The organism is Amphibiibacter pelophylacis, from assembly GCF_037688875.1.
GTDB lineage: Bacteria > Pseudomonadota > Gammaproteobacteria > Burkholderiales > Burkholderiaceae_C > Amphibiibacter > Amphibiibacter pelophylacis.
In genome coordinates this window covers 58573-80456 of record NZ_JAWDIE010000008.1, presented here as the reverse complement: position 1 = coordinate 80456, position 21884 = coordinate 58573, and the positions used below count along the sequence as shown (strand labels likewise).

Sequence of the window (21884 nt, the reverse complement as noted above, 5' to 3'; positions counted from 1 at the left end):
CGCCGGAAAACACACGATCACACGGCCCGGAGGCCGCATGGTAAATTGGCTGTTGATTCTGTCTGCAACTGCCCCAGCCCGAGAGCGGGACTCGGCCCTCAAAGATCGGCCAGTTTGGCGGTTTGCGGCAGTCCTGACCCAACAGCCCCTGCTGATCTGCACCCCCGCCATCATGAGCACTCTGGCCATTTTAAGATACCCCCACCCCCGTCTGCACCTGGTTGCCACCCCGGTGGAGGAGGTGGATGACAGCATCCGCCAACTGTGCGATGACATGCTGGAAACCATGTACGCTTCCAACGGCGTCGGCTTGGCCGCCACGCAGGTCGATGTGCAAAAGCGCCTGCTGGTGATGGATCTGTCGGAAGACAGCGACGCGCCGCAGGTCTACATCAACCCCGAAATCATCTGGCGCAGTGACGAGAAAATCGTCTGGAAAGAAGGCTGCCTGTCGGTGCCCACGGTGTTCGACGAGGTGCAGCGCCACGCGCAGATTCGCGTGCGTGCGCTGGGCCGCGACGGCCAGCCCTTCGAGGTCGAAGCCAGCGAGCTGCACGCCGTGTGTCTGCAGCACGAGATCGACCATCTGGACGGCAAGGTGTTCGTGGAATACCTCAGCCCGCTCAAGGCGCGGCGCATCAAGACCAAGATGCAGAAAATGAGCCGCGACGACGTGCGCGGCGGATGAGCGCCGCCGCACCGGCCGCGCCCCTGCGCATCGCCTTTGCGGGCACGCCCGAGTTCGCCGCCGTGGCGCTGCGCGCCGTGCTGGCGGCCGCCCCGGCGCACGGCTGGCAGGTGCCGCTGGTGCTCACCCAGCCCGACCGCCCGGCCGGCCGCGGCCTGAAGCTGCAGCCCAGCCCGGTCAAGCAGGTGGCGCTGGCGCATGGCCTGACGCTGGCCCAGCCGATCAGCCTGCGGCTGGACGGCAAGGCGCCGGATGAAGCCCGCGCCGCCCAGCAGGCGCTGCAGGCTGCGGCGCCCGATGTGTGGGTGGTGGCCGCCTACGGCCTGCTGCTGCCGCGCTGGGCGCTGGAGCTGCCGCGCCTGGGCTGCCTGAACATCCACGGTTCGCTGCTGCCGCGCTGGCGCGGCGCCGCGCCCATCCAGCGTGCCATCGAGGCGGGTGACGCCGTCACCGGCGTCGGCATCATGCAGATGGAAGAAGGCCTGGACACCGGCCCCGTCTGGCTGGAGCGCCACGTGCCCATCGGGCCGCAGGACAGCGCCGCCCGCCTGCACGACGCGCTGGCCGAAGCCGGGGCGCAGGCCCTGATCGAGGCCCTGACCGCCGCCCAGCGCGGCTGGCGCGACGCCAGCGGCCAGACGCTGCAAGCGCGCGTCCAGCCGACCGAAGGCACCTGCTACGCCGCCAAAATCAGCAAAGCCGAAGCGCAGATCAACTGGCGGGAAGAGGCCGCCGTGATCGAGCGCCGCATTCGCGCCTTCGACCCCGCGCCGGGCTGCTACACCCCCGTCAGCGAGGCGGCGGCACCGGTCAAAATCTGGCGCGCTCAGGTTATGCCGGATGCCGCTCCCGCTGGCGCGCTGCCTGGGGAAATCATCCAGATCGGCGCTGCGGGCTGGGACATCGCCTGCGGTTCAGACACCGCCTTGGGCGTGCTGCGCGTGCAGCAGGCGCAGAAGGCCGGGGGCAAGCGCCAGGACGCCGCCACGCTGGCGCCGCTGCTGGGCCTGCAGCGCGGGCAGATTCTGGGTGCGCAAGCCCCTGACCCCCTGGGCTCAACACCGTAAAGAACAAGGACAGCGCATGGATTTCACCACCGAGCCCCTCAGCCCCGAACAGGCCCGCGTGCTGGGCACGCTGATGGAGAAGGCGCGCACCGTGCCCGACAGCTACCCGCTGACGCTCAACAGCCTGCTGCTGGGCTGCAACCAGAAATCCAGCCGCGACCCGGTGATGAACCTGTCTGAAGCCGATGTCAGCCTGGCGCTGGACGGCCTGCGCCAGCGCCGCCTGGTCGTTGATGCGCCGGGCGGGCGCGTGCCGCGTTTCGAGCACAACGCGCAGCGCGGCATCGGCGTGCCCGAGCAGTCGGCTGTGCTGCTGGGGCTGCTCATGCTGCGTGGCCCGCAGACGGCGGGCGAGCTGCGCCTGAACACCGAGCGCTGGTACCGCTTTCTGGACATCGCCTCGGTTGAAGGTTTTCTGAACGAGATGCACGAGCGTGCCGAAGATCGCGGCGGCGCGCTGGTGCGGCCTCTGGAACGCGCCCCGGGCGAGCGCGAAACCCGCTGGGCCCACCTGCTGTGCGGCCCGGTCGAGGCCAGTGCGTCGGTCCGCCCGGCGGCGACGGGCGCGGGCAGCGGCCCGCTGGCTGATCTGACCGGGCGCGTGACCGAGCTGGAAGCGCTGACCGCCCGGCTGCAGGCGCAACTGACGCATCTTCAGGAACAGCTGGGCGTATCGCCGCCGGAAGATTCGCAATAAGCGAAGTATTGCTGCGCCACAGGGCGCTATCCAGCCCGGCCCATTGACATTACGATGTCTGTCCCCATCTGGGGTATCAGGAGGATTCTCACATGTTCAACATCTTCAAGACCGCCGTGCTCATGGCGGGCATCACCGCGCTGTTTCTGCTGATCGGCCAATGGCTGGGCGGCGCGCAGGGCATGATGATCGCGCTGGTGGTGGCGCTGGGCATGAACTTCTTCAGCTACTGGTTCTCGGACAAAATGGTGCTGAAAATGCACAACGCGCAGCGCGTGGACGAAACCACCGCGCCGCAGTTCTACCGCATGGTCCAGGAGCTGGCCCAGAAGGCCGAACTGCCCATGCCCGCCGTCTACCTGATCCAGGAAGATGCGCCCAACGCCTTCGCCACCGGCCGCAACCCGGCCAACGCCGCTGTTGCGGCCACGACGGGCATCCTGCGCGTGCTGTCCGAGCGCGAACTGCGCGGTGTGATGGCGCACGAGCTGGCGCACGTCAAGCACCGCGACATTCTGATCTCGACCATCAGCGCGACCATGGCGGGTGCGATTTCCATGCTGGCCAACTTCGCCATGTTTTTTGGCGGACGCGACAGCGAAGGCCGTCCGGCCAACCCGATCGCGGGAATTCTGGTGATGTTCCTGGCGCCCATGGCCGCCAGCGTGATCCAGATGGCGATCAGCCGCGCGCGTGAGTACGAGGCCGACCGGGGCGGCGCCGAAATCAGCGGCGATCCGGCGGCGCTGGCCTCGGCGCTGGACAAAATCCACCGCTACGCCCAGGGCATCCCGATGGAATCGGCCGAGCGCCACCCCGAAACCGCGCAGATGATGATCATGAATCCGCTGTCCGGCGGTGGCCTGCGCGGGCTGTTCTCCACCCACCCGCCCACCGAAGAGCGCATCGCGCGCCTGATGGCCATGGTGCAGCGCTGATCGCTGCCAGGCCGCCACTCCCGGCGGTTCACAGGGGCGGACCGGCCGGGTTGATTTCCGGGTGGTGCCGCCCCTTCGCTTTGGGCACACTGCGGGCATGAACACGCCGCAGCCCCACCTTCACCGCTTTGTCCTGCCCGCATGGCCCAATGGCCTGAGCGCGGCGCAGGCGCAGGCGCATTACGAGCGCGTCGAACGCGTCATCCACCGCCTGCTGGAGGCGGGTCAAAATGCGCCGCCGCTGGACGATCTGGCGGCCGATGCGGGCCTGAGCCCCGGCCACTTCCAGCGCGTGTTCACGCAGTGGGCGGGCGTGTCGCCCAAACGCTTCGTGCAGTTTCTGGGCCAGCGTCACGCCGCCGAACTGCTGCGCCAGGGCGCAACCGTGCTGGACGCCGCTCTGGGCGCGGGCCTGTCCGGTCCGGGCCGCCTGCACGACAGCCTGCTGACCTGGCAGGCGATGACGCCGGGCGAAGTCCGAGCGGGCGGCGCGGGCCTGACGCTGCAGTGGGGCCGCGCTGCCAGCCTGCTGGGCCCCGCCTGGCTGGCCTGGGGGCCGCGCGGCTTGTGCCATCTGGCGTTTGAGCCTTGGGACGACACGGTCAGCGCCGAAGCCATTCCCGCCGCGCTGGCTGTTGACTGGCCCCACGCGACCTGGCAGCGCGACGACAGCGCCGCCGCCGACTGGCTGGCCCGCGTGTTTGGCCCCACCCGCGCCGCGCCCCCCGATCAGCCACTGGCGCTGTGGCTGCGCGGCAGCCCCTTCCAGATCAAGGTCTGGGAAGCGCTGCTGCGCATTCCACCCGGCCAGCTGATGTCGTATGGCGCGCTGGCGCAGCGCATCGGCCAGCCGCAGGCGCAGCGTGCCGTCGGCAGCGCGCTGGCCGCCAACCGCCTGGCCTGCCTCATCCCCTGCCACCGCGTCATCCAGGGCAGCGCCCGCATCGGCCAGTACCGCTGGGGGGCGGCGCGCAAGGCGGCGCTGATCGGGCTGGAGGCGGCTGGGGCGGAGTTGGTGGGCGCAGACGCGAATTAGTGCATACCCAGCGCAGTAGCTAACAAGGCGCTCCAGCCGACGGTCTTGCCTCCGCTTCGCTGCGGCAAGCCCGCAGTTGAGCTTGAGCGTTTGGCCGCGCAAAGACCCGTCATCACCCGGCCTACTTGCACCCGGCCGACCTTTCCCTTACTATGAATGCACAAGTAAGGAGTCGAGATGGCCGAATCCACTATCACGGCTAAGGGTCAGACGACCGTTCCAGCGGATGTGCGCGCCTTGGTTCAGGCCAAGCCGGGTACCAAGCTGGTGTGGTCTGTGACACCAGACGGCACCATCATCGTTCGCGCCAAAACGAAGTCGATCCTTGATATGGCTGGCATGCTCAAGGCACGAAAGGGTAGGCGCGTAGCCGTCGAAGACATGAATGCCTGGCGCTGATGCCTGCGCTCGATACGAACGTCCTAGTGCGCTACATCGTAGAGGACGACCCAGCCCAACTGGCTGCGGCGCAGCGCCTCATACGAAAGTGCGTGAGCGCGCAACTTACTCTGTTCGTGCCGATCACCGTGACGCTGGAGCTTGAGTGGGTGCTGCGGTCGAACTTCGAATTCAAGAAGGAGGAGACAATCGGCGCGCTTTCCGATCTCTTCTCGGCGGCGGAACTTTCGTTTGAGTCTGAGCGCGCACTTGAGGTTGCTCTGGATCTATATCGCAGCGGCACCGCCGACCTCGCGGACTGTGTGCATATCGCACTTGCCGTGCAGGCGGGCGAACAGCCACTCTGGACCTTCGACAAGGGCGCCGCCAAACTGCCAGGCGCGCAGGCGTTGTCACGCTGAAAGTGGTTCTCCGCGTCCAACACCTGTCGCCCGTGTGCGGCCTAACCACTCGCTCAACCGGACGCGCTACGGCGGCCAAGCGTCGTCTGCCTCCGCGCGCAGGTTAGCTCGAACGTTAGGCGGCACAATACCAACTTCACCTGAGGAACCTCTTCTATGACCCTCGCCACCTGGCTCTTGTACGTCGCAGCGGTTCTGGTTCTCACCGTCACGCCCGGTCCGAGCGTACTGATGTGCGTTTCCACTTCAGTCAATCTCGGAGCACGCAAAGCATTGATCGCTTCGCTGGGAAGTACGACTGCGATCGTGAGCATCATGGCCCTCTCTGCACTTGGGTTGGGCACGGCTCTGGCAGCGTCTGAAACCCTCTTCTCCGTGCTCAAGTGGCTGGGTGCCGCCTATCTTGCGTACCTTGGCATCACTTCGCTCTTCTCGTCCGCCTCTGAGATCGCAGTCTCCGGCAGTGTCGAGTCGTCAACAGGAGGGCGCCTTTTCGCTCAAGGCTTCCTGGTCGGCGCAAGCAACCCGAAGGCCCTTCTCTTCTTCGGTGCGTTGTTTCCGCAGTTCATCGTTCCGAGCGCACCGCAGGTTCCTCAATTCCTTGTGCTTGGCGTCACATTCATCTTCTTCGAGCTGTTGTGGCTCACCATCTACGCGCTCTCGGCATCCAAAGCCAAGCGGTGGCTGCAGCAGCCGCGTCGAGCCAAGCTTTTCAATCGGGCCACCGGCGTCGTATTTCTCGTTGCCGCCGGCCTCCTGGCGAGCAGCAAGCGCACCAGTGCCGCCTGACCCCGCAAGCTAAACGTTAGGCCTCGCACCAACCTTCTCTTTTTCATGAGCATTCATCTTCGAATTGCGCGCCCTGTAAAAGACCTTCAACGTGCAGAAGCACAGTACAAGCTCGGCCTTGGGCTGCAGGAACTCGGAAGATTCGTGAACCACGAAGGCTTTGACGGGGTCATGTTGGGCATTCCAGATGCTGACTTTCATCTGGAGTTCACATGTTGCAGAACTCATCCGCTTGCGCCAGCACCAACAGCCGAGGATCTGCTGGTGTTCTACGTACCCGAGCCTCTGCTTTGGAAATCCAGATGCAACGCCATGCTGAATGCAGGTTTCACCGAGACAGAATCTTACAACCCGTACTGGCGCGGACTCGGCCGCACATTTGAAGACCGAGACGGCTACCGCGTCGTCATACAGCGTGCCGCATGGAAGAACGAACCAGCACAGTAGAAGGTCTGAATTTGGCCCACACAGCAGTTTGCCGTGCAGCTTAACAAACCTCCAACCAAACCATTAAGCAAATACAATGTGGGAAATCGTTGGCGACTCAACTCTTCGAAATCACTTTGAGAATCAGAACATATGGGCGGCACCTTGGTCTGACACTGGCGCCTCCATCGTAATCGAAAATTACTGGTCTCAAGGCAGGGAAAACGACTTGTGTCTGAGGGTATGGAGTATGAAGATCAACGGCAAAGAAAAGTTATTTGCCGCAGGCGAGGCTGGCGGAATGGAACGCTAGGTTTTTGCACTCCGATTGGACGACATAGAAAGCAGCACCTTGCGTCGAAAATAGCTTGACCGAGTCTATTGTGGCGCCATCCCGAATTATGTGAATACCCGAACCCAACTCAACTTGAGTGAACTTGGCAAACCTTTCCTATGTGCCCTAGCCTAACTGTCGGTTCAACTCGGACGCCAACACTGGCCATGGCTTCGCCATTTTCATGGCCAGTGTTGGTGCCCTCCGCGCTTTGCGCTGCGGCGCCGGTTAACCTGGGCGTTAGACCCCCTAAACGAGGTGACAAGAGTGACTACACAAAAGAGCCCGTCAGGCAGCGGGCCGATGCAATCAAGCCATACAAGTGCAAGTATCTGATCGCCGTAATAGAAAACCCAATGGATATCAGGAACATAGGGACGGTCATTCGAAACGTGAATGCACTTGGCGTAGAAAAGGTCTACGTCGTAGATAGTCGGATGTCACTTCCAGACGACTGGCAGGAAATTCGGAAGCGGAAATCTCTTTCCGAAACGTCGGTGTCAGCGGTGAAGTGGAGTTTCGTGAAGCGCTTTGATAGCACTGAGCAATGCTTGGCCCATCTGGAGAGATATCGGTATACATCTATCGTTACGTCACCTCATGTAAAGGGAAAGAACAACTACATCCTCCATGAGGCGGATTATACCTGCCCACGCTTGGCGGGTTTGGCAATGAATCTAGGGGCGTAAGTGATCTTGCTGTTGAGAAGTCAGCATTCTGTGTGTCCATTCCTATGTTTGGAATGATTGAAAGTCTTAACCTTGGAACGACCAGCGGAATCGTGCTTTACGAAATCACCAAGCAGCGGCGCGAGTACCAAGCAAAGTACAAGCGCGCGAACCGAGGGCCCAGCCCATGCATTAGCACGGACGCCAGCGACAAGTCCGCTGGCGCCGATTATGTCAAACGTTAGGCGTCAAGAATGCAAGGCGATCCACCTACAACTGAAAGTGATTTCGCGGGCTTTGGCGATCGCGTCCAAATTCGAGCCAGTTCTGAAACCGTGGCCGCCGGCGTCGCCGGATTGGAAGGTGAGATCTACGGGTTTACAACTCCGTCGGCAACCGGTGTCCAAGTCATAGGTGGCTCACCAGATGACTACGCACTTAATGTATTCCTCGAATCAGCTGAAGCTACGCTGTGGGTTCGTCCAGACTTAGTGGAGCTCGTTCATCACAACGCGAGCGCCGAGGTGGTCGTTGGCAATATGAAGCTGATCCGCCAAACGGACGGCAGTTGGATGGAAGAACCACCGACTACTTCAACACCGATCAGCGGCACGGAAGCAAAATCAAACTTCTTCGAGACACTCGTGAATGCATTCAAGAGTCGGCGCAAGCGTGACGCCTGACCCTTCCATCGAGGGGATGCCTGAAAGGCTGCGCCTTTTGTCACTCCTCATACCAAACGTTCGGCGGCGCCTCGCGTGTTCCGTGGACGATGACTGTAGTTACGCCAGACTTTATTCAGGGAATCTTCTGTAGCGGACAGCAGCTGCATGCCCATCCCTTTGGCCTTCTGGGCGAGGTCTGGGTGAGCATGGCCTAGATCAGCCGGGCGGCCTCGGTCAGTCCCTACCGCCCCCCCGCCACATCCAGGCACGCCCCGGTCACATAAGACGCCTCGTCCGACAGCAGCCACAAAATGGCGCGGGCGATTTCTTCGGGCTCGCCGCCGCGTTGCAAAGGGATGGCGGACTGGACTTTGGCGATGCGGTCGGCATCGCCCGCAGCGGCGTGGATGTCTGTGTGGATCATGCCCGGCGCGACGGTGTTGACGCGGATGCCTTCGGCGGCGACTTCCTTGGCCAGGCCGACCGTCAGGGTGTCGATGGCCGCCTTGGTCGCGGCGTAGTCGATGTACTGGCCGGGAGCGCCGATGCGTGACGCGCGCGACGAGATATTCACAATCGCCCCGCCCGCGCCGCCGCGCTGGGTGGACATGCGCCGCACGGCCTCGCGGGCGCACAGCATGGGGCCGACGGCGTTGGTGGCAAAGAGGCGGGCGATGCGCGCCGCGTCCATGTCGGCCAGGCGCGTCATGGGCGCGATGGTGGCGGCGTTGTTGACCAAAGCGTCAAGCCGACCAAAACGCTCGTCCACGGTCTGGAAGAGGCGCAGCACGTCCGCTTCCTGCGCGATGTCGGCCTGCACGGCCAACGCCTGTCCGCCGGACGATTCGATCTGATCCACCAGCGTCTGCGCGCTGACGGCATCGCTGAAATAGCTGAAAGCGACCGCGTCACCGCGCTGCGCCGCCAGACGCACCGTGGCGGCGCCGATGCCCCGGCTGCCGCCAGTGACCAGCAGCACGCGCCGCGTCGATGCCGTCATGGCGTCACGCCTTGGGCGCGCGGAACTGGGCGAAATCCGGCGAGCGTTTCTGGAAGAAAGCCGCGATGGCCTCTTTGGTTTCCGGGCTGGACAGGCGCTGGGCAAAGACCTGCACCTCGCGCTGCATGGCCTGCTCGACCAGAGCGCCCTGCCCGGCGCGCATCAGGCGCTTGCTGGCGCAGACGGCCTCCTGAGGCAGGGTCTGGAAGCGCTCGGCGGTGCGCCGCGCCTGCGGCAGCACCTCGGTCGGCGGCAGGACCTGGTTGACCAGGCCCCACTCCAGCGCCTCGTCGGGCGTGATGGCGGCGCCCAGCAGCAGCTTCTCGCTGGCCTTGACCTGGCCCATGCGCTGGGCCAGCAGCAGGCTGGCGCCGTATTCGGGCACCAGCGCCAGGCTGACAAAGGGCATGGACAGGCGCGCCTCGTCGGACATGTAGACGAAATCGCAGTGCAGCAGCATCGTCGCGCCGATGCCCACCGCGCCACCTGTGACGGCGGCGATCACGGGCTTGTCGCAGTCGCGCAGCGCCAGCATGAAGCGGCCCAGCGGGCTGACCGACCAGCCAGATTCGTCCTGGGGCGGACGCTGCAGGAAATCCTCCAGATCGTTGCCCGAGGTGAAAATGCCCGGCTGCCCGGTGATGATCACGGCGCAGACCTGCGCATCGGTCTGCGCGGCCACCAGGGCATCGGCCATGGCGGTGTACATGTCCAGCGTGAGCGCGTTCTTGCGCTCGGGCCGGGCGATTTCGATCTGCAGGACGCCGTTCAGAAGGGCGGTTTTGATCGTCATGCCGTCCCCTTAAACGCGCTCGAAAATGCCGGCCGCGCCCTGGCCCGTGCCCACGCACATGGTGACCATGCCGTACTTGAGCTGATTGCGGCGCAGCGCGTGCACGACCGTGGCGGCGCGAATAGCGCCCGTGGCGCCCAGCGGGTGGCCCAGCGCGATGGCGCCGCCCAGCGGGTTGACGACGTCGGGGTTCAGTTCGAGGTCGCGCATCACGGCCAGCGCCTGCGCGGCAAAGGCCTCGTTGAGCTCGATCCAGCCCAGGTCAGACAGGCTCAGGCCCGCGCTTTTCAGCGCCGCCGGAATCGCTACCTTGGGGCCTATGCCCATGATTTCGGGCGGCACGCCCTTGCTGGCGAAGCTGACAAAGCGCGCCAGCGGCGTCAGGCCATGGGACTTGACGGCGCGTTCGGACGCCAGGATCAGCACGCCCGCGCCATCGCTGGTCTGGCTGCTGTTGCCGGCCGTGACGCTGCCCATGCCCGTGGGCTTGCCTTGCGCGTTTTTGGGCGCGGCAAACACTGGGCGCAGTTTGGCCAGGCCTTCCAGGCTGGTGTCGGGGCGCGGGCCTTCGTCGGTGTCCACCGTCTGCTGGCGGGTGCGGACCTCGCCGCTGGCCAGATCGGGCGCACGGTGGGTGACTTCGACCGGCGTGATCTCGTTCCGGAACTGGCCGGAGGCGATGGCCGCCAGCGCTTTCTGGTGCGACGCCAGCGCGAAGGCGTCCTGATCTTCGCGGCTGACCTTCCACTGCTGGGCGACCTTTTCGGCGGTCAGGCCCATGCCGTAGGCGATGCCGATGTTTTCGTCGCGCAAAAAGATGTCCGGGCTGAACGAGGGGCGCACGCCGGTCATGGGGATGGAGCTCATGCTCTCGACCCCGGCGGCGATCATGACGTCGGCCTCGCCCACGCGGATGCGGTCGGCGGCCATCTGCACCGCCGTCAGGCCCGAGGCGCAGAAGCGGTTGACGGTGACGCCGCCCACGCTGTTGGGCAGCCCGGCCAGCAGCACCGCCACGCGGGCGATGTTCAGGCCCTGCTCGCCCTCGGGCATGGCGCAACCGACGATGGCGTCTTCAATGGCCGCCGGGTCCAGCCCCGGCACCTGGCGCAGCGCGCCCTGCAGCGCGGCGCCCAGCAGGGCTTCGGGGCGGGTGTGGCGGAAAACGCCGCGCCCGGATTTGCCGATGGGCGTGCGGGTGGCCGCGACGATGTAGGCGTCCTGCAGATTCTGGCTCATGGTGTGTCCTTGTCGGCGGTTCAGTTGCGCACGGGCTTGCCGGTCTGCAGCAGGCCCATGATGCGTTCTTGCGTTTTGGGGTGGGTGAGCAAAGCGCAGAAGTGCTGGCGCTCCAGGGCCATCAGATACTCTTCGCTGACGCTGTGTCCGGCGTCGATGTCACCGCCGCAGACCACCTCGGCCATCAGGCTGGCGATGTGGAAATCGTGCCCGGTGACGAACTGGCCGTCGCGCATCCCGACCAGCGAGGCCTTGATGGTGGCGATGCCGTTGCGGCCCGCGACCTGGATGCGCGCGCGCTGGGGCGGCCGGTAGCCGCTGGCCATCATGGCCTTGGCTTCGTTGATGGCCACGAACAGCAGCTCGTCCTTGTTGGGCACGATCACGTCGGACCACAGGGCGAAGCCCAGGTGGCGGTTCTCCAGCGCGCTGGTGCCCACTTTGGCCGTGGCCGCAGCGGTGAAGCCTTCTTTCAGGCAGGCGACCAGATCGCTGCCGGGCACGGCCTGCGCCATTTCGCTGGCGCGGCGTGCGATGTAGGTCAGCCCGCCGCCACCCGGCAGCAGGCCCACGCCCATTTCGACCAGGCCCATATAGCTTTCCATGGCCTGCACGCGGCGCGCGCAGTAGATCGACAGCTCGCAGCCGCCGCCCAGCGCCATGCCACGGATCGCGGCCACCACGGGCACGCTGGCGTAGCGCACGCGCAGCATCAGATCCTGCAGCTCTTTTTCGACCGGCGCGATGCCGGCGGCGCCCTGGCTCATGAAGACCGGCATCAGCCCTTCCAGGTTGGCCCCGGCGGAGAAGAAGGTCTCGTTGGGCGCGCCGTTGCTGCCCGGCGACCAGATCACCAGGCCCTGGTAGCCGCTCTCGGCCAGCTCGACGGCTTTGGCCAGGCCCTGGGTCACCTCCTGGCTGATCAGGTTGAGCTTGCAGGTGATGGTGGCGATCAGCACCTCGCCGTCCAGCGTCCAGACGCGCAGCTCGGGGCTGCGGAACACCTCGGTGCCCGCCGTGAGCGGATCGACCGCCGCGCTGCCCAGCACGTTCTCGGGGAAGTGCTGGCGGCGGTAAACCGCCAGATCAGAGCGCGGCACGAAGGCTTTGCGCGACGGCGACCACGACCCCGCCGGGGTGTGCACGCCGCCCGCCTCGGCCACCGGGCCGCTGCTGACCCAGGCGGGCAGGGGCGCGTCGCACAGGGTTTTGCCCGCAGCGATGTCTTCGCTGATCCAGCCCGCGACCTGAGCCCAGCCCGCGTCCTGCCAGATCTCGAACGGACCCTGGCGGTTGCCAAAGCCCCAGCGCATGGCGAAATCAAGGTCGCGCGCGGTTTCAGCGATGGCCTCCAGGTGCACGGCGGCGTAGTGGAAGCTGTCGCGCAAAATGGCCCACAGGAACTGCGCCTGCGGGTGGCTGGATTCGCGCAGCAGCTTCAGGCGCTCGGCGGCGGGTTTCTTGATGATGCGGTCGATCAGCGGGTCGGCCTTGGCGCCGCCCGGCACGTAGTCGCCCGTGGCCGGATCAAAGCGCAGGATGTCGCGGCCGACCTTTTTGAAGAAGCCCGCGCCGTTCTTGGCCCCCAGCGCGCCCGCGTCCAGCAGGGTTTTGAGCACCGCCGGGCGTGCATACAGCGCCTTGAACGGGTCGCTGGGCAGCTTGTCTTCCAGCGTCTGGATGACGTGCGCCATGGTGTCCAGCCCGACCACGTCGGCGGTGCGGAAGGTGCCGCTGCTGGCGCGGCCCAGCTTTTTGCCGGTCAGATCGTCGACCACGTCGTAGGTCAGGCCGAATTTTTCAGCCTGCGTCATCACCGACAGGATGCTGCCCACGCCCGCGCGGTTGGCGATGAAGTTGGGCGAATCCTTGGCGCGCACCACGCCCTTGCCCAGCGTGCTGGTGGCGAAGGTTTCCAGCTGGTCCAGCACGGTGGCGTCGCTCAGGTCGGTGGCGATCAGCTCCAGCAGGTACATGTAGCGCGGCGGGTTGAAGAAGTGGATGCCGCAAAAGCGCGGGCGCATGGCCTCGGGCAGCGCGGCGGCCATGGCGTTGATCGACAGCCCCGAGGTGTTGGACGCCAGGATGGCGTGCGGCGCCACGTGTGGCGCAATCCTGCGGTACAGGTCCAGCTTCCAGTCCATGCGCTCGGCGATGGCCTCGATGACCAGATCGCAGCCCGCCAGCAGGTCCAGATGCTCTTCGTAATTGGCGGCCTGGATGCGGTCGGCCATGCTCGCGTCGGCCAGCGGCGCGGGCTTGATCTTCTTCAGGTGGGCGATGGCCTTGTCGACCACGCCGTTCTTCGGGCCTTCTTTGGCGGGCAGATCAAACAGGATGACGGGCACGTTGACGTTGACCAGGTGCGCCGCGATCTGCGCGCCCATCACGCCCGCGCCCAGAACGGCGACTTTGCGGACTTGGAATCGGTTCATGAAAGCTCCAGTGTCAGGGGGTTATTCGGCGCGGATCCAGGTCTGCGTGCGGCCCAGCGCGGCGATGCCGATGTAGCCGCGCACGTCCAGCTTCCTGCCGCCGTCTTTCAGGCTCATCTTGACCTTGTATTCCTTGCCGGACACCGGATCAACGATGGTGCCACCCGCCCAGTTGTTGTCGCCGTCGGCCTTGACGCCGCGGATGATCTGCAGCCCGATGATGGGCTTGTCCTTGCGGTCGCCGTCGCACTTGGTGCAGACCGCGTCGGCCTTGCTCTTGTCGAACACGGTGTCGATGGCGCCGGTGAAGACGCCGCCCGATTCGCTGATTTTCACCAGCGATTTCTCGGTCTTGCCGTCGTCGTCGATGGTTTTCCAGGTGCCCGCCGGGCTGGACTGGGCGTAGGCACTGCAGGCCACCAGCAGGGCGCTGGCCATCAGAATCTTTTTCATGAATCGTCTCCTGGAGGAGGCCGGATCATCCGGCCGGGTTCGGTGGATTGTGGATCAGAACAGCGCCGCGTCCATGGCCATCAGCGCGCCACTGCCCGAGCGGGCGCTGCGGATCAGGCTGGCGGTTTCGGGCAGCAGGCGCGCGAAGTAAAAGCGCGCCGTGTGCAGCTTGGCGGTGTAGAAGGGGTCGGTATCGCCCGCGGCCTGGCGGTCCAGCGCCACCTGCGCCATGCGCGCCCACAGGTAGGCAAACACCAGGTGTCCGACCACGCGCAGGTAATCGACCGCCGCAGCGCCCACCTCGTCGGGGTTGCCCATGGCCTTCATGCCGATTTCCATCGTCAGCTTGCTGACCTTGTCGCCCAGATCGGCCAGCGGGTTGACGAACTCCTGCATGTCCTCGCGGATGCCGGCGTCTTCGATGAACTCCTGCACCGTCTTGCCCAGCGCCTTGAGCTTTTTGCCGTTGTCCAGCAGCACCTTGCGGCCCAGCAGGTCCAGGCTCTGGATGGTGTTGGTGCCCTCGTAAATCATGTTGATGCGCGCATCGCGCACAAACTGCTCCATGCCCCATTCGTGGATGTAGCCGTGGCCGCCAAAAACCTGCTGGCAGTGGCTGGTGGCCAGCCAGCCGTTGTCGGTCAGAAAGGCCTTGACGATGGGCGTGAGCAGCGCCACTTCGTCGGCGGCGGACTGCTTTTCATCCTCGTCGTCGCTGGCCAGCGCCACGTCCAGGCGCAATGCGGTGTGGCACAGCAGCGCACGGCCGCCTTCGGCAAAAGCGCGCGCGGTGAGCAGCATCTTGCGCACATCGGGGTGGACCAGGATGGGGTCGGCGGCCTGATCGGGCGCCTTGGGGCCGGTCAGCGCGCGCATCTGGATGCGGTCTTTGGCGTAGGCCACGGCGTTCTGGTAAGCCACTTCGGTCAGGCCCAGCGACTGGCAGCCCACGCCCAGACGCGCGGCGTTCATCATGACGAACATCGCGGCCAGGCCCTTGTGCGGCTCGCCGACCAGGGTGCCGATGGCGCCGTCCAGAACCATCTGGCAGGTGGAATTGCCATGGATGCCCATTTTGTGCTCGAGCGCGGCGCAGTGGATGGCGTTGCGCTCGCCCAGGGTACCGTCGGCGCTGGCGTGGAACTTGGGCACCACAAAGAGCGAAATCCCCTTGCTGCCCGCCGGGGCGTCAGGCAGGCGGGCCAGCACCAGGTGGATGATGTTGGCGGCCATGTCGTGCTCGCCCGCGCTGATGAAAATCTTCTGGCCGGTGATGCGGTAAGTGCCGTCGCCCACAGGTTCGGCTTTGGTGCGCAGCAGCCCGAGGTCGGTGCCGCAGTGCGGTTCGGTCAGGCACATGGTGCCCGTCCACTCGCCGCTGGTCAGGCGCGGCAGGTAAAGTTTTTTCTGCGCCTCGGTGCCGTGCGCGTGCAGGGCCTCGTAGGCGCCGTGCGAGAGGCCGGGGTACATGGTCCAGGCCTGCCCTGCGCTGTTGAGCATCTCGTAAAAGCACTGGTTGAGCGTGTGCGGCAGGCCTTGTCCGCCATGCTCCGGATCGCAGGACAGCGAGGGCCAGCCGCCCTCGACGTACTGGCGGTAGGCGTCGGCAAAGCCATCGGGCGTGGTCACCGCGTGGGTGTCGCGGTCCAGGCGGCAGCCCTGGGCGTCGCCCGGCAGGTTGAGCGGCAGCACCACCCCGGCAGCGAACTTGCCGCCCTCTTCCAGGATGGCATTGACGGTGTCCACGTCGACCTCGGCGTGCGCAGGCAGGGCGCGCAGCGTGTCGGTGGCGTGCAGCAGCTCGTGCAGCACAAACTGCATGTCGCGGATCGGGGGGGTGTAGCTCACAGGCATGTCAGTCTCCGGTTGCGGTCATCGGGATGGGGGAAATCGTTCTGGCGGAATCGGGCGGGCCGCTGTGCAACGTGCGCTGCACGATGCGGGCAAAGCCCTGGCGCGCCATTGGCATGGCGTCGGCATCGCCCAGGAAGCGCGCCTTGTGGTGCGCGGCCAGCACCAGCGCGTGCAGCTCGAAGAGCAGCTGGTCGGGCTGGGTGCTGGCAGGCAGATGGCCTTCGTGCACCGCCAGCGCAATGGCGTGGCTGAGCGCCTGCTGCCAGGCGCGCACCAGCGCGACCAGCGCGTCGCGCACGGGGCCGGGGCGCTCGTCGAACTCGACCGCGCCGCTGATATAGAGGCAGCCCGCGTCGATCTCGCGCGCCACGCGGTCCAGCCACAGATCGAACAGCGCCTGCAGACGCGGCAGGCCGCGCGGCTGCTGCAGCGCGGGCCGGAAAATCTCCTGCTCGAAGCGGTGGTGGTATTCGCGGATGACGGCGATCAGCAGGTCGTCGTAAGAGCCAAAGTGCGCGAACACGCCCGATTTGCTCATGCCCGTGTGCTCGGCGATGGCACCCAGCGACAGGCTGGACAGCCCGGTGCGCGTGGCCATCTGCAGCGCGGTGTCCAGAATCTGGGCGCGCGTGTTCTCGCCCTTGGCGTGGGCGCGCGGCGGACGGCGGCGGACAGGCGGGGTCTGGGTCATGCCGAAGAGAATCCCAATTTCGAACGGTCGTGCTATTTTGCATAGAAAGCCGCTGCTGGCAAGCCAAGAAGTACCGATGGCAGGGCTTTCCCGCAGCGAAACCGCGCGCAGTGCGGGGCCGTGCGCACTCCCGCACACCGCACAGGGGCGGCCCGCGCCAGGGTTTCCCCCAGAGCCGCAGGGGCGGTGTTAGACTTTTTGCTCTGCAGCACAGTCTGCACCCCAACAACCGCGCGGCCCTGGGGTCGCTTCAACACAGGCACACACATGGGTTCCAAGTTAAAACTGGCGGGCGCACTGGCCGTCGGCGTGGTCGCCGGAGCGCTGGCCACCACACAGCTCCAGGCCATCGCCCAAGGGGTTCCCCACCTGCAGCTGCGGCAGTTTGCCGATGTTTTCGCCCTGATCAAGACCGATTACGTCGAGCCCGTCAGCGACAGCAAGCTGATCGACAACGCCATCTCCGGCATGGTCAGCGGGCTGGATCCGCACTCGCAGTATTTCGACGCCAAGAGCTTCAAGGAATTCCGCGAAGCCACGCAGGGCCGCTTTGTCGGCGTGGGCATCGAGATTTCGATGGAAGACGGCTTGGTCAAGGTGGTGTCGCCCATCGAGGGCTCGCCCGCATTCAAGGCCGGGCTCAAGCCGGGCGACCTGATCACCCGCATCGACGACACGGTGGTCAAGGGCCTGACGCTGGATCAGGCCGTCAAGCGCATGCGCGGCGAGCCAAAAACGCGCGTGGCGCTGTCCATTTACCGCAAATCCGAGAACCGCAGCTTCACTGTGACGGTGGTGCGTGACACCATCCGCGTGCAAAGCGTGCGCGGCCGCATCGTGCAGCCGGGCTACGCCTGGATCCGCATCAGCCAGTTCCAGGACCAGACGGTGGCCGATTTCACCCGCAAGGCGCAGGAGCTGGTGCAGCAGTCGCCCGGCCTGAAAGGCCTGGTGCTGGATCTGCGCAACGACCCGGGCGGCCTGCTGGATGGCGCCGTGGCCATTTCGGCCGCCTTCCTGCCGCCCAAATCGGTGGTGGTGACGACCAATGGCCAGATCGCTGAATCGAAGGCCAGCTACGCGGCCGATCCCAAAGATTACGCCGGTCGCGGGCCTGATCCGCTGGCGGGCATCCCGGAGGTGCTCAAAACGGTGCCGGTGGTGGTGCTGGTGAATGAAGGCACGGCCTCGGCCAGCGAGATCGTGTCGGGCGCGCTGCAGGATTACAAGCGCGCCACCATCATGGGCTCGCAGACCTTCGGCAAGGGTTCGGTGCAGACCGTGCGCCAGCTCTCGGCGGACACCGCCGTCAAGTTCACCACGGCGCTGTATTACACGCCCAAGGGCCGCTCCATCCAGGCGCAGGGCATCATCCCTGACGTGAAGGTGGACGACAGCCTGGAAGGCTCGCAGTTCGCCGCGCTGCGCCTGCGCGAGGCCGATCTGGACAAGCACCTGCAGGGCAAGAACGAGGTCGTCGATCCGGCCCGCGAAGCCGCCCGCGAGGCCGCGCGCAAGAAACTGGAAGCGCAGATGGAATCCGGCGCCAAGCCGCCCGAGCCGCCGCCCGAATACGGCAGCGACAAGGATTTCCAGCTGCAACAGGCGCTGAACTTCCTGCAAGGCAAGCCCGTGGTCACGAGCAAAACCCAGGTCGAGCGCCCGCCCCAGAAGAAGGACGATGACGGCGCCACGCCTGCCCCGGACGCGAAAAAGCCCGCCGCCCCGCCAGCCGCCGCGCCTGCGACCAAGCCCTGAGGCCCGCTGACATGATGGATCGCCCGCCCACGCACAACTTCCCGCACGCCAGCGACGAGTTCGCTGTCGCTCAGCCGCCCGACGGCTACGACGGCCCCGAGTCGGCCTACACACTGGCCTACGCCGACCAGCCCTTCCTGCTGCGGCGCGAGCTGCGCTCGGTGCGCGTGCAGCTCGAGCTGCTCAAACCCGAGCTGCTGCTGCAGGACCACGGCGTCAGCGCCACGCTGGTGCTGTTTGGCAGCGCGCGCATCCCCGACGCTGCCACCGCACAGGCCCGGCTGGATGAGGCGCTGGCCAGCGGCAGCGACAGCGCCGCCATCGCCCGCGCCCGCCAGGGCCTGGAGATGAGCGCCTATTACGAGCAGGCGCGCCAGCTCGCCGCCATCGCCACGCAGGCGGGCAGCCGCTGGCCCAACAAGCTCTATGTCGTTACCGGCGGCGGCCCGGGCATCATGGAAGCCGGCAACCGCGGCGCGCACGAATCGGGCGGCGAGAGCATCGGCCTGAACATCGTGCTGCCGCACGAGCAGCGGCCCAATCCCTACATCACGCCACAGCTGTGCTTTCAGTTCCACTACTTCGCGCTGCGCAAGATGCATTTCCTGATGCGCTCGGTGGCGCTGGTGTGCTTCCCCGGCGGCTTTGGCACGCTGGACGAACTCTTCGAAGCGCTGACCCTGATGCAGACCGGCAAATGCACGCGCCGCCCCATCCTGCTGTTTGGCGAATCGTTCTGGCGCAAGGTGCTGAACTTCGATCATCTGGTCGAAACCGGCATGATCAACGCCGAAGACCTGTCGCTTTTCCACTTTGTGGAAACCGCGCAGCAGGCCTGGGACTGGCTGATCAACGATTACCGGCTGGAAGAGCTGCTCAGCGCCCCGCCTGCGCCCACTGACGTATGACCGCTGCCCGGCTGTCCGCCGTGGCGCTGACGCTGCTGCTGGCGGCCTGCTCGGCGGCGCAGTCTGTTCCATCGTCCCGGCCTGGCTTGGGGGCCGAAGCGCCCGGCCTTGCGCGCGCCAGCGCCCGCACACCGCCCCTGGCCGCCTGCCCGCTGCGCTGGGCCACGGTGGATCGCGTGTCGGATGGCGACACGATCCGCGTCTGGCTGGACGGTGAACCGGCGGCCAGAACGGCCAGCGGCAAACCGCGCAGCACCTCGGTGCGCCTGCTGGGCCTGGACGCCCCCGAAACGTGCCAGAGTGGCGGCGCACAGGCCACGCAGGCGCTGCGCGGCTGGCTGCCGCCGGGGCGTCGCATCGCCCTGACCAACGCCTGCCAGGCCGACCGCTACGGCCGCCTGCTGGCCACGGTGCATCTGGACGGGCTGTCCGTCAACGCCGCGCTGCTTGATGCAGGCCTGGCCTGGCACTGGACCGGCAGCCAGCCCACCGGCCAGCCCCGGGGCGATACAGGCTTTGCCTCCCGCCAGGCGCGGGCACAGCAGCAGCGCCTGGGTGTCTTCGCCGACCCGCTGGCGCAGTCGCCCTGGGATTTCCGCCGCACGCACGGCCCCTGCTGAGCTTGACAGCATCCCTACAATCAGAATCAGTGCTCACACTGGCAGCCCGCTTGCAGACATGGCCCCGACGAATCCCCCCTCTAATTCCCCGCAGCCGCCCGCGCTGCGCCCGCACAGCACGGTGCTGATGCTGTCCGCCTGGGCGCGTCTGGCGCTGGCGCTGGCGCTGGTGGCGCTGGTCTGGGCGGCCATCGCCTGGGCCTGGAGCGACGCATGAACGCGCCGGTGCACAGCCACGGTCACGGTCACGGACACGATCACGCCCATGATCACGGTCACCACCACGACCACCGCCACGAACATCACCACGAACACTTGAGCCCCGATCAGGCCGAAGCCGCCGGGCTGTTCGCGCCCACCGACACGGCCGTCGCCGTGCAGGGCGTGACGGTGAGCTTTGGCGTGCGCCCGGCGCTGCACCACGTCAGCTGCGCGCTGGCGCGGGGCTCGCTGACCGCGATCGTCGGCCCCAATGGCGCGGGCAAATCCACGCTGCTGTCTGCGATCACCGGGCAGGTGCCGGTCTCGACCGGCCAGGTCCGCATCGACCCGGCGCTGTCCTGGGCCTACCTGCCGCAGCAGGCGCAGATCGACCGCAGCTTCCCGATGTCGGTGCTCGATCTCGTGCTGATGGGCACCTGGCGCGATCTGGGCTGGTGGCGCGGCTGCGCCTGGTGGGGTGAAGGCCGAACGCGCTGGCGCGAGGCCCAGCAGCGCGCCCTGGACGCGCTGGACCAGGTCGGCCTGCACGGCGTGGCCGGGCGGGCGCTGAGTGATCTGTCGGTCGGGCAGTTCCAGCGCGTGCTCTTTGCGCGGCTGCTGATGCAGCGCGCCGACATCATGCTGCTGGACGAGCCCTTTGCCGCCGTGGACGAGCGCACCGCGCAGGATCTGCTGGCCGTGATTGCGGGCTGGCACCGCGAAGGCCGCACCGTGGTCGCCGTGCTGCACGACCTGTCGCAGGTGCGCGGGCATTTTCCGCAGACCCTGCTGCTGGCCTGCGAGCGCATCGCCTTCGGTCCCAGCGACGCGGTGCTGACCGAGACCCACCTGCAGCGCGCCCGCACGATGGCGCAGCGCTGGGTCGAGCCCTCCACCTGGTGCGAGGTGCAGGACTGATGAGCGACGGTTTCTCTCTCTGGCAGGGCGTGATCTACCCCCTGGTGATCCAGCCTTTCGCCGATTTCGGTTTCATGCGCCGCGCCCTGGTGGCCTGCTGCGTGCTGGCGCTCAGCGTCGGGCCGGTGGGCGTGCTGCTGGTGCTGCGCCGCATGAGCCTGCTGGGCGACGCCGTGGCCCACGCCATGCTGCCCGGCGCCGCGATGGGCTTTTTTGGCGCGGGGCTGTCGATCTGGGCGATGAGCGCAGGCGGCTTCATCGCCGCCATGGTCGTGGCGCTGGGCGCCGGGCTGCTGACGCGCTGGACCTCGCAGAAAGAAGACGCCAGCTTCGCCGCGCTCTATCTGGTCGCGCTGTCGCTGGGCGTGCTGATGATTTCGGTGCGCGGCACCAGCGTCGATCTGACGCACATCCTGTTCGGCAACATCCTGGCGGTGGACGACGACGCGCTGCTGCTGATCGGCTGCGTCAGCAGCGTGACGCTGGTCGCGCTGGCGCTGTTTTACCGCCCGCTGCTGATCTCGTGCGTGGACCCCGCCTTCCTGGCCGCGCAGGGCCAGCCGCTGGCGCGCACGCACCACATTTTCCTGACCCTGATGGTGATCAATATGGTCGCCGCCTTCCAGGCGCTGGGTACGTTGATGGCCGTCGGCCTGATGATGCTGCCCGCGCTGGCCGCGCGTTTCTGGGTCAACGACGTGCCGCGCCTGTGGCTGCTGTCCAGCAGCCTGGCCATGCTGTGCGGCGCCAGCGGCCTGCTGCTGTCCTATCACTTCGAGCTGCCTTCCGGCCCCGCCATCGTTCTTGTGGCGGGCGGGGTCTACGCCCTGTCGCTGGGGCTGGGGCAACGCGACAGCCTGCGCGTGCGCCTCTCGCGCACACGCCACCTGAAAGTCTGACGATGTC

25 protein-coding genes are annotated in these 21884 nt (G+C 66.3%); 18 read left to right on the top strand and 7 right to left on the bottom strand.

The annotated features are described in order from the left end of the window. The first annotated feature begins 172 nt into the window (after positions 1-172). From def to RV045_RS06685, 12 genes are all read left to right on the top strand, one after another. A complete protein-coding gene (def, locus tag RV045_RS06740) occupies positions 173-688 on the top strand; it encodes a peptide deformylase (RefSeq protein ID WP_423235007.1) in 516 nt (171 codons plus the stop codon). A gap of 23 nt (positions 689-711) precedes the next feature. Next, on the top strand, positions 712-1755 hold the full coding sequence (fmt, locus tag RV045_RS06735; RefSeq protein ID WP_423235080.1) for a methionyl-tRNA formyltransferase: 1044 nt from the start codon (positions 712-714) through the stop codon (positions 1753-1755). 16 nt (positions 1756-1771) lie between these two features. After that, positions 1772-2452, top strand: coding sequence for a YceH family protein (locus RV045_RS06730; protein WP_423235006.1), 681 nt, complete (start codon positions 1772-1774; stop codon positions 2450-2452). Between the two features lie 92 nt (positions 2453-2544). After that, positions 2545-3390, top strand: a complete 846-nt coding sequence (htpX, locus tag RV045_RS06725; protein ID WP_423235005.1) for a zinc metalloprotease HtpX — start codon at positions 2545-2547, stop codon at positions 3388-3390. A 97-nt stretch (positions 3391-3487) separates the two neighbouring features. After that, complete coding sequence (locus tag RV045_RS06720; protein ID WP_423235004.1) at positions 3488-4426, top strand: methylated-DNA--[protein]-cysteine S-methyltransferase; 939 nt, start codon at positions 3488-3490, stop codon at positions 4424-4426. 177 nt (positions 4427-4603) lie between these two features. Beyond that, positions 4604-4825, top strand: a complete 222-nt coding sequence (locus RV045_RS06715) for an AbrB/MazE/SpoVT family DNA-binding domain-containing protein (protein WP_423235003.1) — start codon at positions 4604-4606, stop codon at positions 4823-4825. Next, positions 4825-5226 carry a PIN domain-containing protein gene (locus tag RV045_RS06710; RefSeq protein WP_423235002.1) on the top strand — a complete coding sequence of 134 codons (402 nt, stop codon included), beginning with the start codon at positions 4825-4827 and terminating at the stop codon, positions 5224-5226. The genes RV045_RS06715 and RV045_RS06710 overlap by 1 nt, the downstream gene beginning before the upstream one ends. A 156-nt stretch (positions 5227-5382) precedes the next feature. Further along, entirely contained in the window at positions 5383-6015 is a 633-nt protein-coding gene (locus RV045_RS06705; RefSeq protein ID WP_423235001.1) for a LysE family translocator, read from the top strand. A gap of 45 nt (positions 6016-6060) precedes the next feature. After that, positions 6061-6462: a VOC family protein gene (locus tag RV045_RS06700; protein WP_423235000.1), complete on the top strand. Its 402-nt coding sequence runs from the start codon at positions 6061-6063 to the stop codon at positions 6460-6462. Between the two features lie 432 nt (positions 6463-6894). Further along, on the top strand, positions 6895-7464 hold the full coding sequence (locus RV045_RS06695) for a TrmH family RNA methyltransferase (RefSeq protein ID WP_423234999.1): 570 nt from the start codon (positions 6895-6897) through the stop codon (positions 7462-7464). After that, a complete protein-coding gene (locus RV045_RS06690) occupies positions 7422-7688 on the top strand; it encodes a TrmH family RNA methyltransferase (RefSeq protein ID WP_423235079.1) in 267 nt (88 codons plus the stop codon). The genes RV045_RS06695 and RV045_RS06690 overlap by 43 nt, the downstream gene beginning before the upstream one ends. A gap of 9 nt (positions 7689-7697) precedes the next feature. Then, positions 7698-8126 (top strand): hypothetical protein, encoded by a 429-nt coding sequence (locus tag RV045_RS06685; RefSeq protein ID WP_423234998.1) that lies wholly within the window; start codon positions 7698-7700, stop codon positions 8124-8126. A gap of 223 nt (positions 8127-8349) precedes the next feature. On the opposite strand, the gene RV045_RS06680 is transcribed toward RV045_RS06685, so the two are convergent. From RV045_RS06680 to RV045_RS06650, 7 genes are read right to left on the bottom strand one after another with little or no spacing between them, the layout of a single operon-like run. After that, positions 8350-9108 (bottom strand): SDR family oxidoreductase, encoded by a 759-nt coding sequence (locus RV045_RS06680; protein WP_423234997.1) that lies wholly within the window; start codon positions 9106-9108, stop codon positions 8350-8352. 4 nt (positions 9109-9112) lie between these two features. Then, on the bottom strand, positions 9113-9901 hold the full coding sequence (locus RV045_RS06675; protein ID WP_423234996.1) for an enoyl-CoA hydratase: 789 nt from the start codon (positions 9899-9901) through the stop codon (positions 9113-9115). 9 nt (positions 9902-9910) lie between these two features. Further along, positions 9911-11140 carry an acetyl-CoA C-acyltransferase gene (locus tag RV045_RS06670; protein ID WP_423234995.1) on the bottom strand — a complete coding sequence of 410 codons (1230 nt, stop codon included), beginning with the start codon at positions 11138-11140 and terminating at the stop codon, positions 9911-9913. Positions 11141-11160: 20 nt separating this feature from the next. Continuing rightward, positions 11161-13575: a 3-hydroxyacyl-CoA dehydrogenase/enoyl-CoA hydratase family protein gene (locus tag RV045_RS06665; protein WP_423234994.1), complete on the bottom strand. Its 2415-nt coding sequence runs from the start codon at positions 13573-13575 to the stop codon at positions 11161-11163. A gap of 21 nt (positions 13576-13596) precedes the next feature. Beyond that, positions 13597-14028: a DUF2147 domain-containing protein gene (locus tag RV045_RS06660; protein WP_423234993.1), complete on the bottom strand. Its 432-nt coding sequence runs from the start codon at positions 14026-14028 to the stop codon at positions 13597-13599. Between the two features lie 54 nt (positions 14029-14082). Continuing rightward, on the bottom strand, positions 14083-15882 hold the full coding sequence (locus tag RV045_RS06655) for an acyl-CoA dehydrogenase C-terminal domain-containing protein (RefSeq protein WP_423234992.1): 1800 nt from the start codon (positions 15880-15882) through the stop codon (positions 14083-14085). Position 15883: 1 nt separating this feature from the next. Continuing rightward, on the bottom strand, positions 15884-16573 hold the full coding sequence (locus RV045_RS06650; RefSeq protein WP_423234991.1) for a TetR/AcrR family transcriptional regulator: 690 nt from the start codon (positions 16571-16573) through the stop codon (positions 15884-15886). A gap of 267 nt (positions 16574-16840) precedes the next feature. On the opposite strand from RV045_RS06650, the gene RV045_RS06645 reads away from it, so the two are divergent. From RV045_RS06645 to RV045_RS06620, 6 genes are read left to right on the top strand one after another with little or no spacing between them, the layout of a single operon-like run. Continuing rightward, positions 16841-18331, top strand: a complete 1491-nt coding sequence (locus RV045_RS06645; RefSeq protein WP_423234990.1) for a S41 family peptidase — start codon at positions 16841-16843, stop codon at positions 18329-18331. Positions 18332-18345: 14 nt separating this feature from the next. Then, positions 18346-19239, top strand: coding sequence for an LOG family protein (locus tag RV045_RS06640; protein WP_423235078.1), 894 nt, complete (start codon positions 18346-18348; stop codon positions 19237-19239). Next, entirely contained in the window at positions 19236-19859 is a 624-nt protein-coding gene (locus tag RV045_RS06635) for a thermonuclease family protein (RefSeq protein WP_423234989.1), read from the top strand. The genes RV045_RS06640 and RV045_RS06635 overlap by 4 nt, the downstream gene beginning before the upstream one ends. Before the next feature lie 58 nt (positions 19860-19917). Continuing rightward, on the top strand, positions 19918-20076 hold the full coding sequence (locus tag RV045_RS06630; protein WP_423234988.1) for a hypothetical protein: 159 nt from the start codon (positions 19918-19920) through the stop codon (positions 20074-20076). Beyond that, positions 20073-20978: a metal ABC transporter ATP-binding protein gene (locus RV045_RS06625; RefSeq protein WP_423234987.1), complete on the top strand. Its 906-nt coding sequence runs from the start codon at positions 20073-20075 to the stop codon at positions 20976-20978. Before RV045_RS06630 ends, RV045_RS06625 begins: the two co-directional genes overlap by 4 nt. After that, the gene (locus tag RV045_RS06620) at positions 20978-21877 is read left to right on the top strand and encodes a metal ABC transporter permease (protein WP_423234986.1); all 900 of its coding nucleotides are present in this window, start codon (positions 20978-20980) and stop codon (positions 21875-21877) included. Before RV045_RS06625 ends, RV045_RS06620 begins: the two co-directional genes overlap by 1 nt. Positions 21878-21884 lie beyond the last annotated feature (7 nt).

What these genes read in the sequence shown, in the direction of transcription:
- def (WP_423235007.1), top strand. Translation starts at nt 173, where the DNA reads ATGAGCACTCTGGCCATTTTAAGATACCCCCACCCCCGTCTGCACCTG.
- RV045_RS06730 (WP_423235006.1), top strand. Translation starts at nt 1,772, where the DNA reads ATGGATTTCACCACCGAGCCCCTCAGCCCCGAACAGGCCCGCGTGCTG.
- htpX (WP_423235005.1), top strand. Translation starts at nt 2,545, where the DNA reads ATGTTCAACATCTTCAAGACCGCCGTGCTCATGGCGGGCATCACCGCG.
- RV045_RS06720 (WP_423235004.1), top strand. Translation starts at nt 3,488, where the DNA reads ATGAACACGCCGCAGCCCCACCTTCACCGCTTTGTCCTGCCCGCATGG.
- RV045_RS06715 (WP_423235003.1), top strand. Translation starts at nt 4,604, where the DNA reads ATGGCCGAATCCACTATCACGGCTAAGGGTCAGACGACCGTTCCAGCG.
- RV045_RS06710 (WP_423235002.1), top strand. Translation starts at nt 4,825, where the DNA reads ATGCCTGCGCTCGATACGAACGTCCTAGTGCGCTACATCGTAGAGGAC.
- RV045_RS06705 (WP_423235001.1), top strand. Translation starts at nt 5,383, where the DNA reads ATGACCCTCGCCACCTGGCTCTTGTACGTCGCAGCGGTTCTGGTTCTC.
- RV045_RS06700 (WP_423235000.1), top strand. Translation starts at nt 6,061, where the DNA reads ATGAGCATTCATCTTCGAATTGCGCGCCCTGTAAAAGACCTTCAACGT.
- RV045_RS06695 (WP_423234999.1), top strand. Translation starts at nt 6,895, where the DNA reads ATGTGCCCTAGCCTAACTGTCGGTTCAACTCGGACGCCAACACTGGCC.
- RV045_RS06685 (WP_423234998.1), top strand. Translation starts at nt 7,698, where the DNA reads ATGCAAGGCGATCCACCTACAACTGAAAGTGATTTCGCGGGCTTTGGC.
- RV045_RS06680 (WP_423234997.1), bottom strand. Translation starts at nt 9,108, where the DNA reads ATGACGGCATCGACGCGGCGCGTGCTGCTGGTCACTGGCGGCAGCCGG.
- RV045_RS06675 (WP_423234996.1), bottom strand. Translation starts at nt 9,901, where the DNA reads ATGACGATCAAAACCGCCCTTCTGAACGGCGTCCTGCAGATCGAAATC.
- RV045_RS06670 (WP_423234995.1), bottom strand. Translation starts at nt 11,140, where the DNA reads ATGAGCCAGAATCTGCAGGACGCCTACATCGTCGCGGCCACCCGCACG.
- RV045_RS06665 (WP_423234994.1), bottom strand. Translation starts at nt 13,575, where the DNA reads ATGAACCGATTCCAAGTCCGCAAAGTCGCCGTTCTGGGCGCGGGCGTG.
- RV045_RS06660 (WP_423234993.1), bottom strand. Translation starts at nt 14,028, where the DNA reads ATGAAAAAGATTCTGATGGCCAGCGCCCTGCTGGTGGCCTGCAGTGCC.
- RV045_RS06655 (WP_423234992.1), bottom strand. Translation starts at nt 15,882, where the DNA reads ATGCCTGTGAGCTACACCCCCCCGATCCGCGACATGCAGTTTGTGCTG.
- RV045_RS06650 (WP_423234991.1), bottom strand. Translation starts at nt 16,573, where the DNA reads ATGACCCAGACCCCGCCTGTCCGCCGCCGTCCGCCGCGCGCCCACGCC.
- RV045_RS06645 (WP_423234990.1), top strand. Translation starts at nt 16,841, where the DNA reads ATGGGTTCCAAGTTAAAACTGGCGGGCGCACTGGCCGTCGGCGTGGTC.
- RV045_RS06640 (WP_423235078.1), top strand. Translation starts at nt 18,346, where the DNA reads ATGGATCGCCCGCCCACGCACAACTTCCCGCACGCCAGCGACGAGTTC.
- RV045_RS06635 (WP_423234989.1), top strand. Translation starts at nt 19,236, where the DNA reads ATGACCGCTGCCCGGCTGTCCGCCGTGGCGCTGACGCTGCTGCTGGCG.
- RV045_RS06630 (WP_423234988.1), top strand. Translation starts at nt 19,918, where the DNA reads ATGGCCCCGACGAATCCCCCCTCTAATTCCCCGCAGCCGCCCGCGCTG.
- RV045_RS06625 (WP_423234987.1), top strand. Translation starts at nt 20,073, where the DNA reads ATGAACGCGCCGGTGCACAGCCACGGTCACGGTCACGGACACGATCAC.
- RV045_RS06620 (WP_423234986.1), top strand. Translation starts at nt 20,978, where the DNA reads ATGAGCGACGGTTTCTCTCTCTGGCAGGGCGTGATCTACCCCCTGGTG.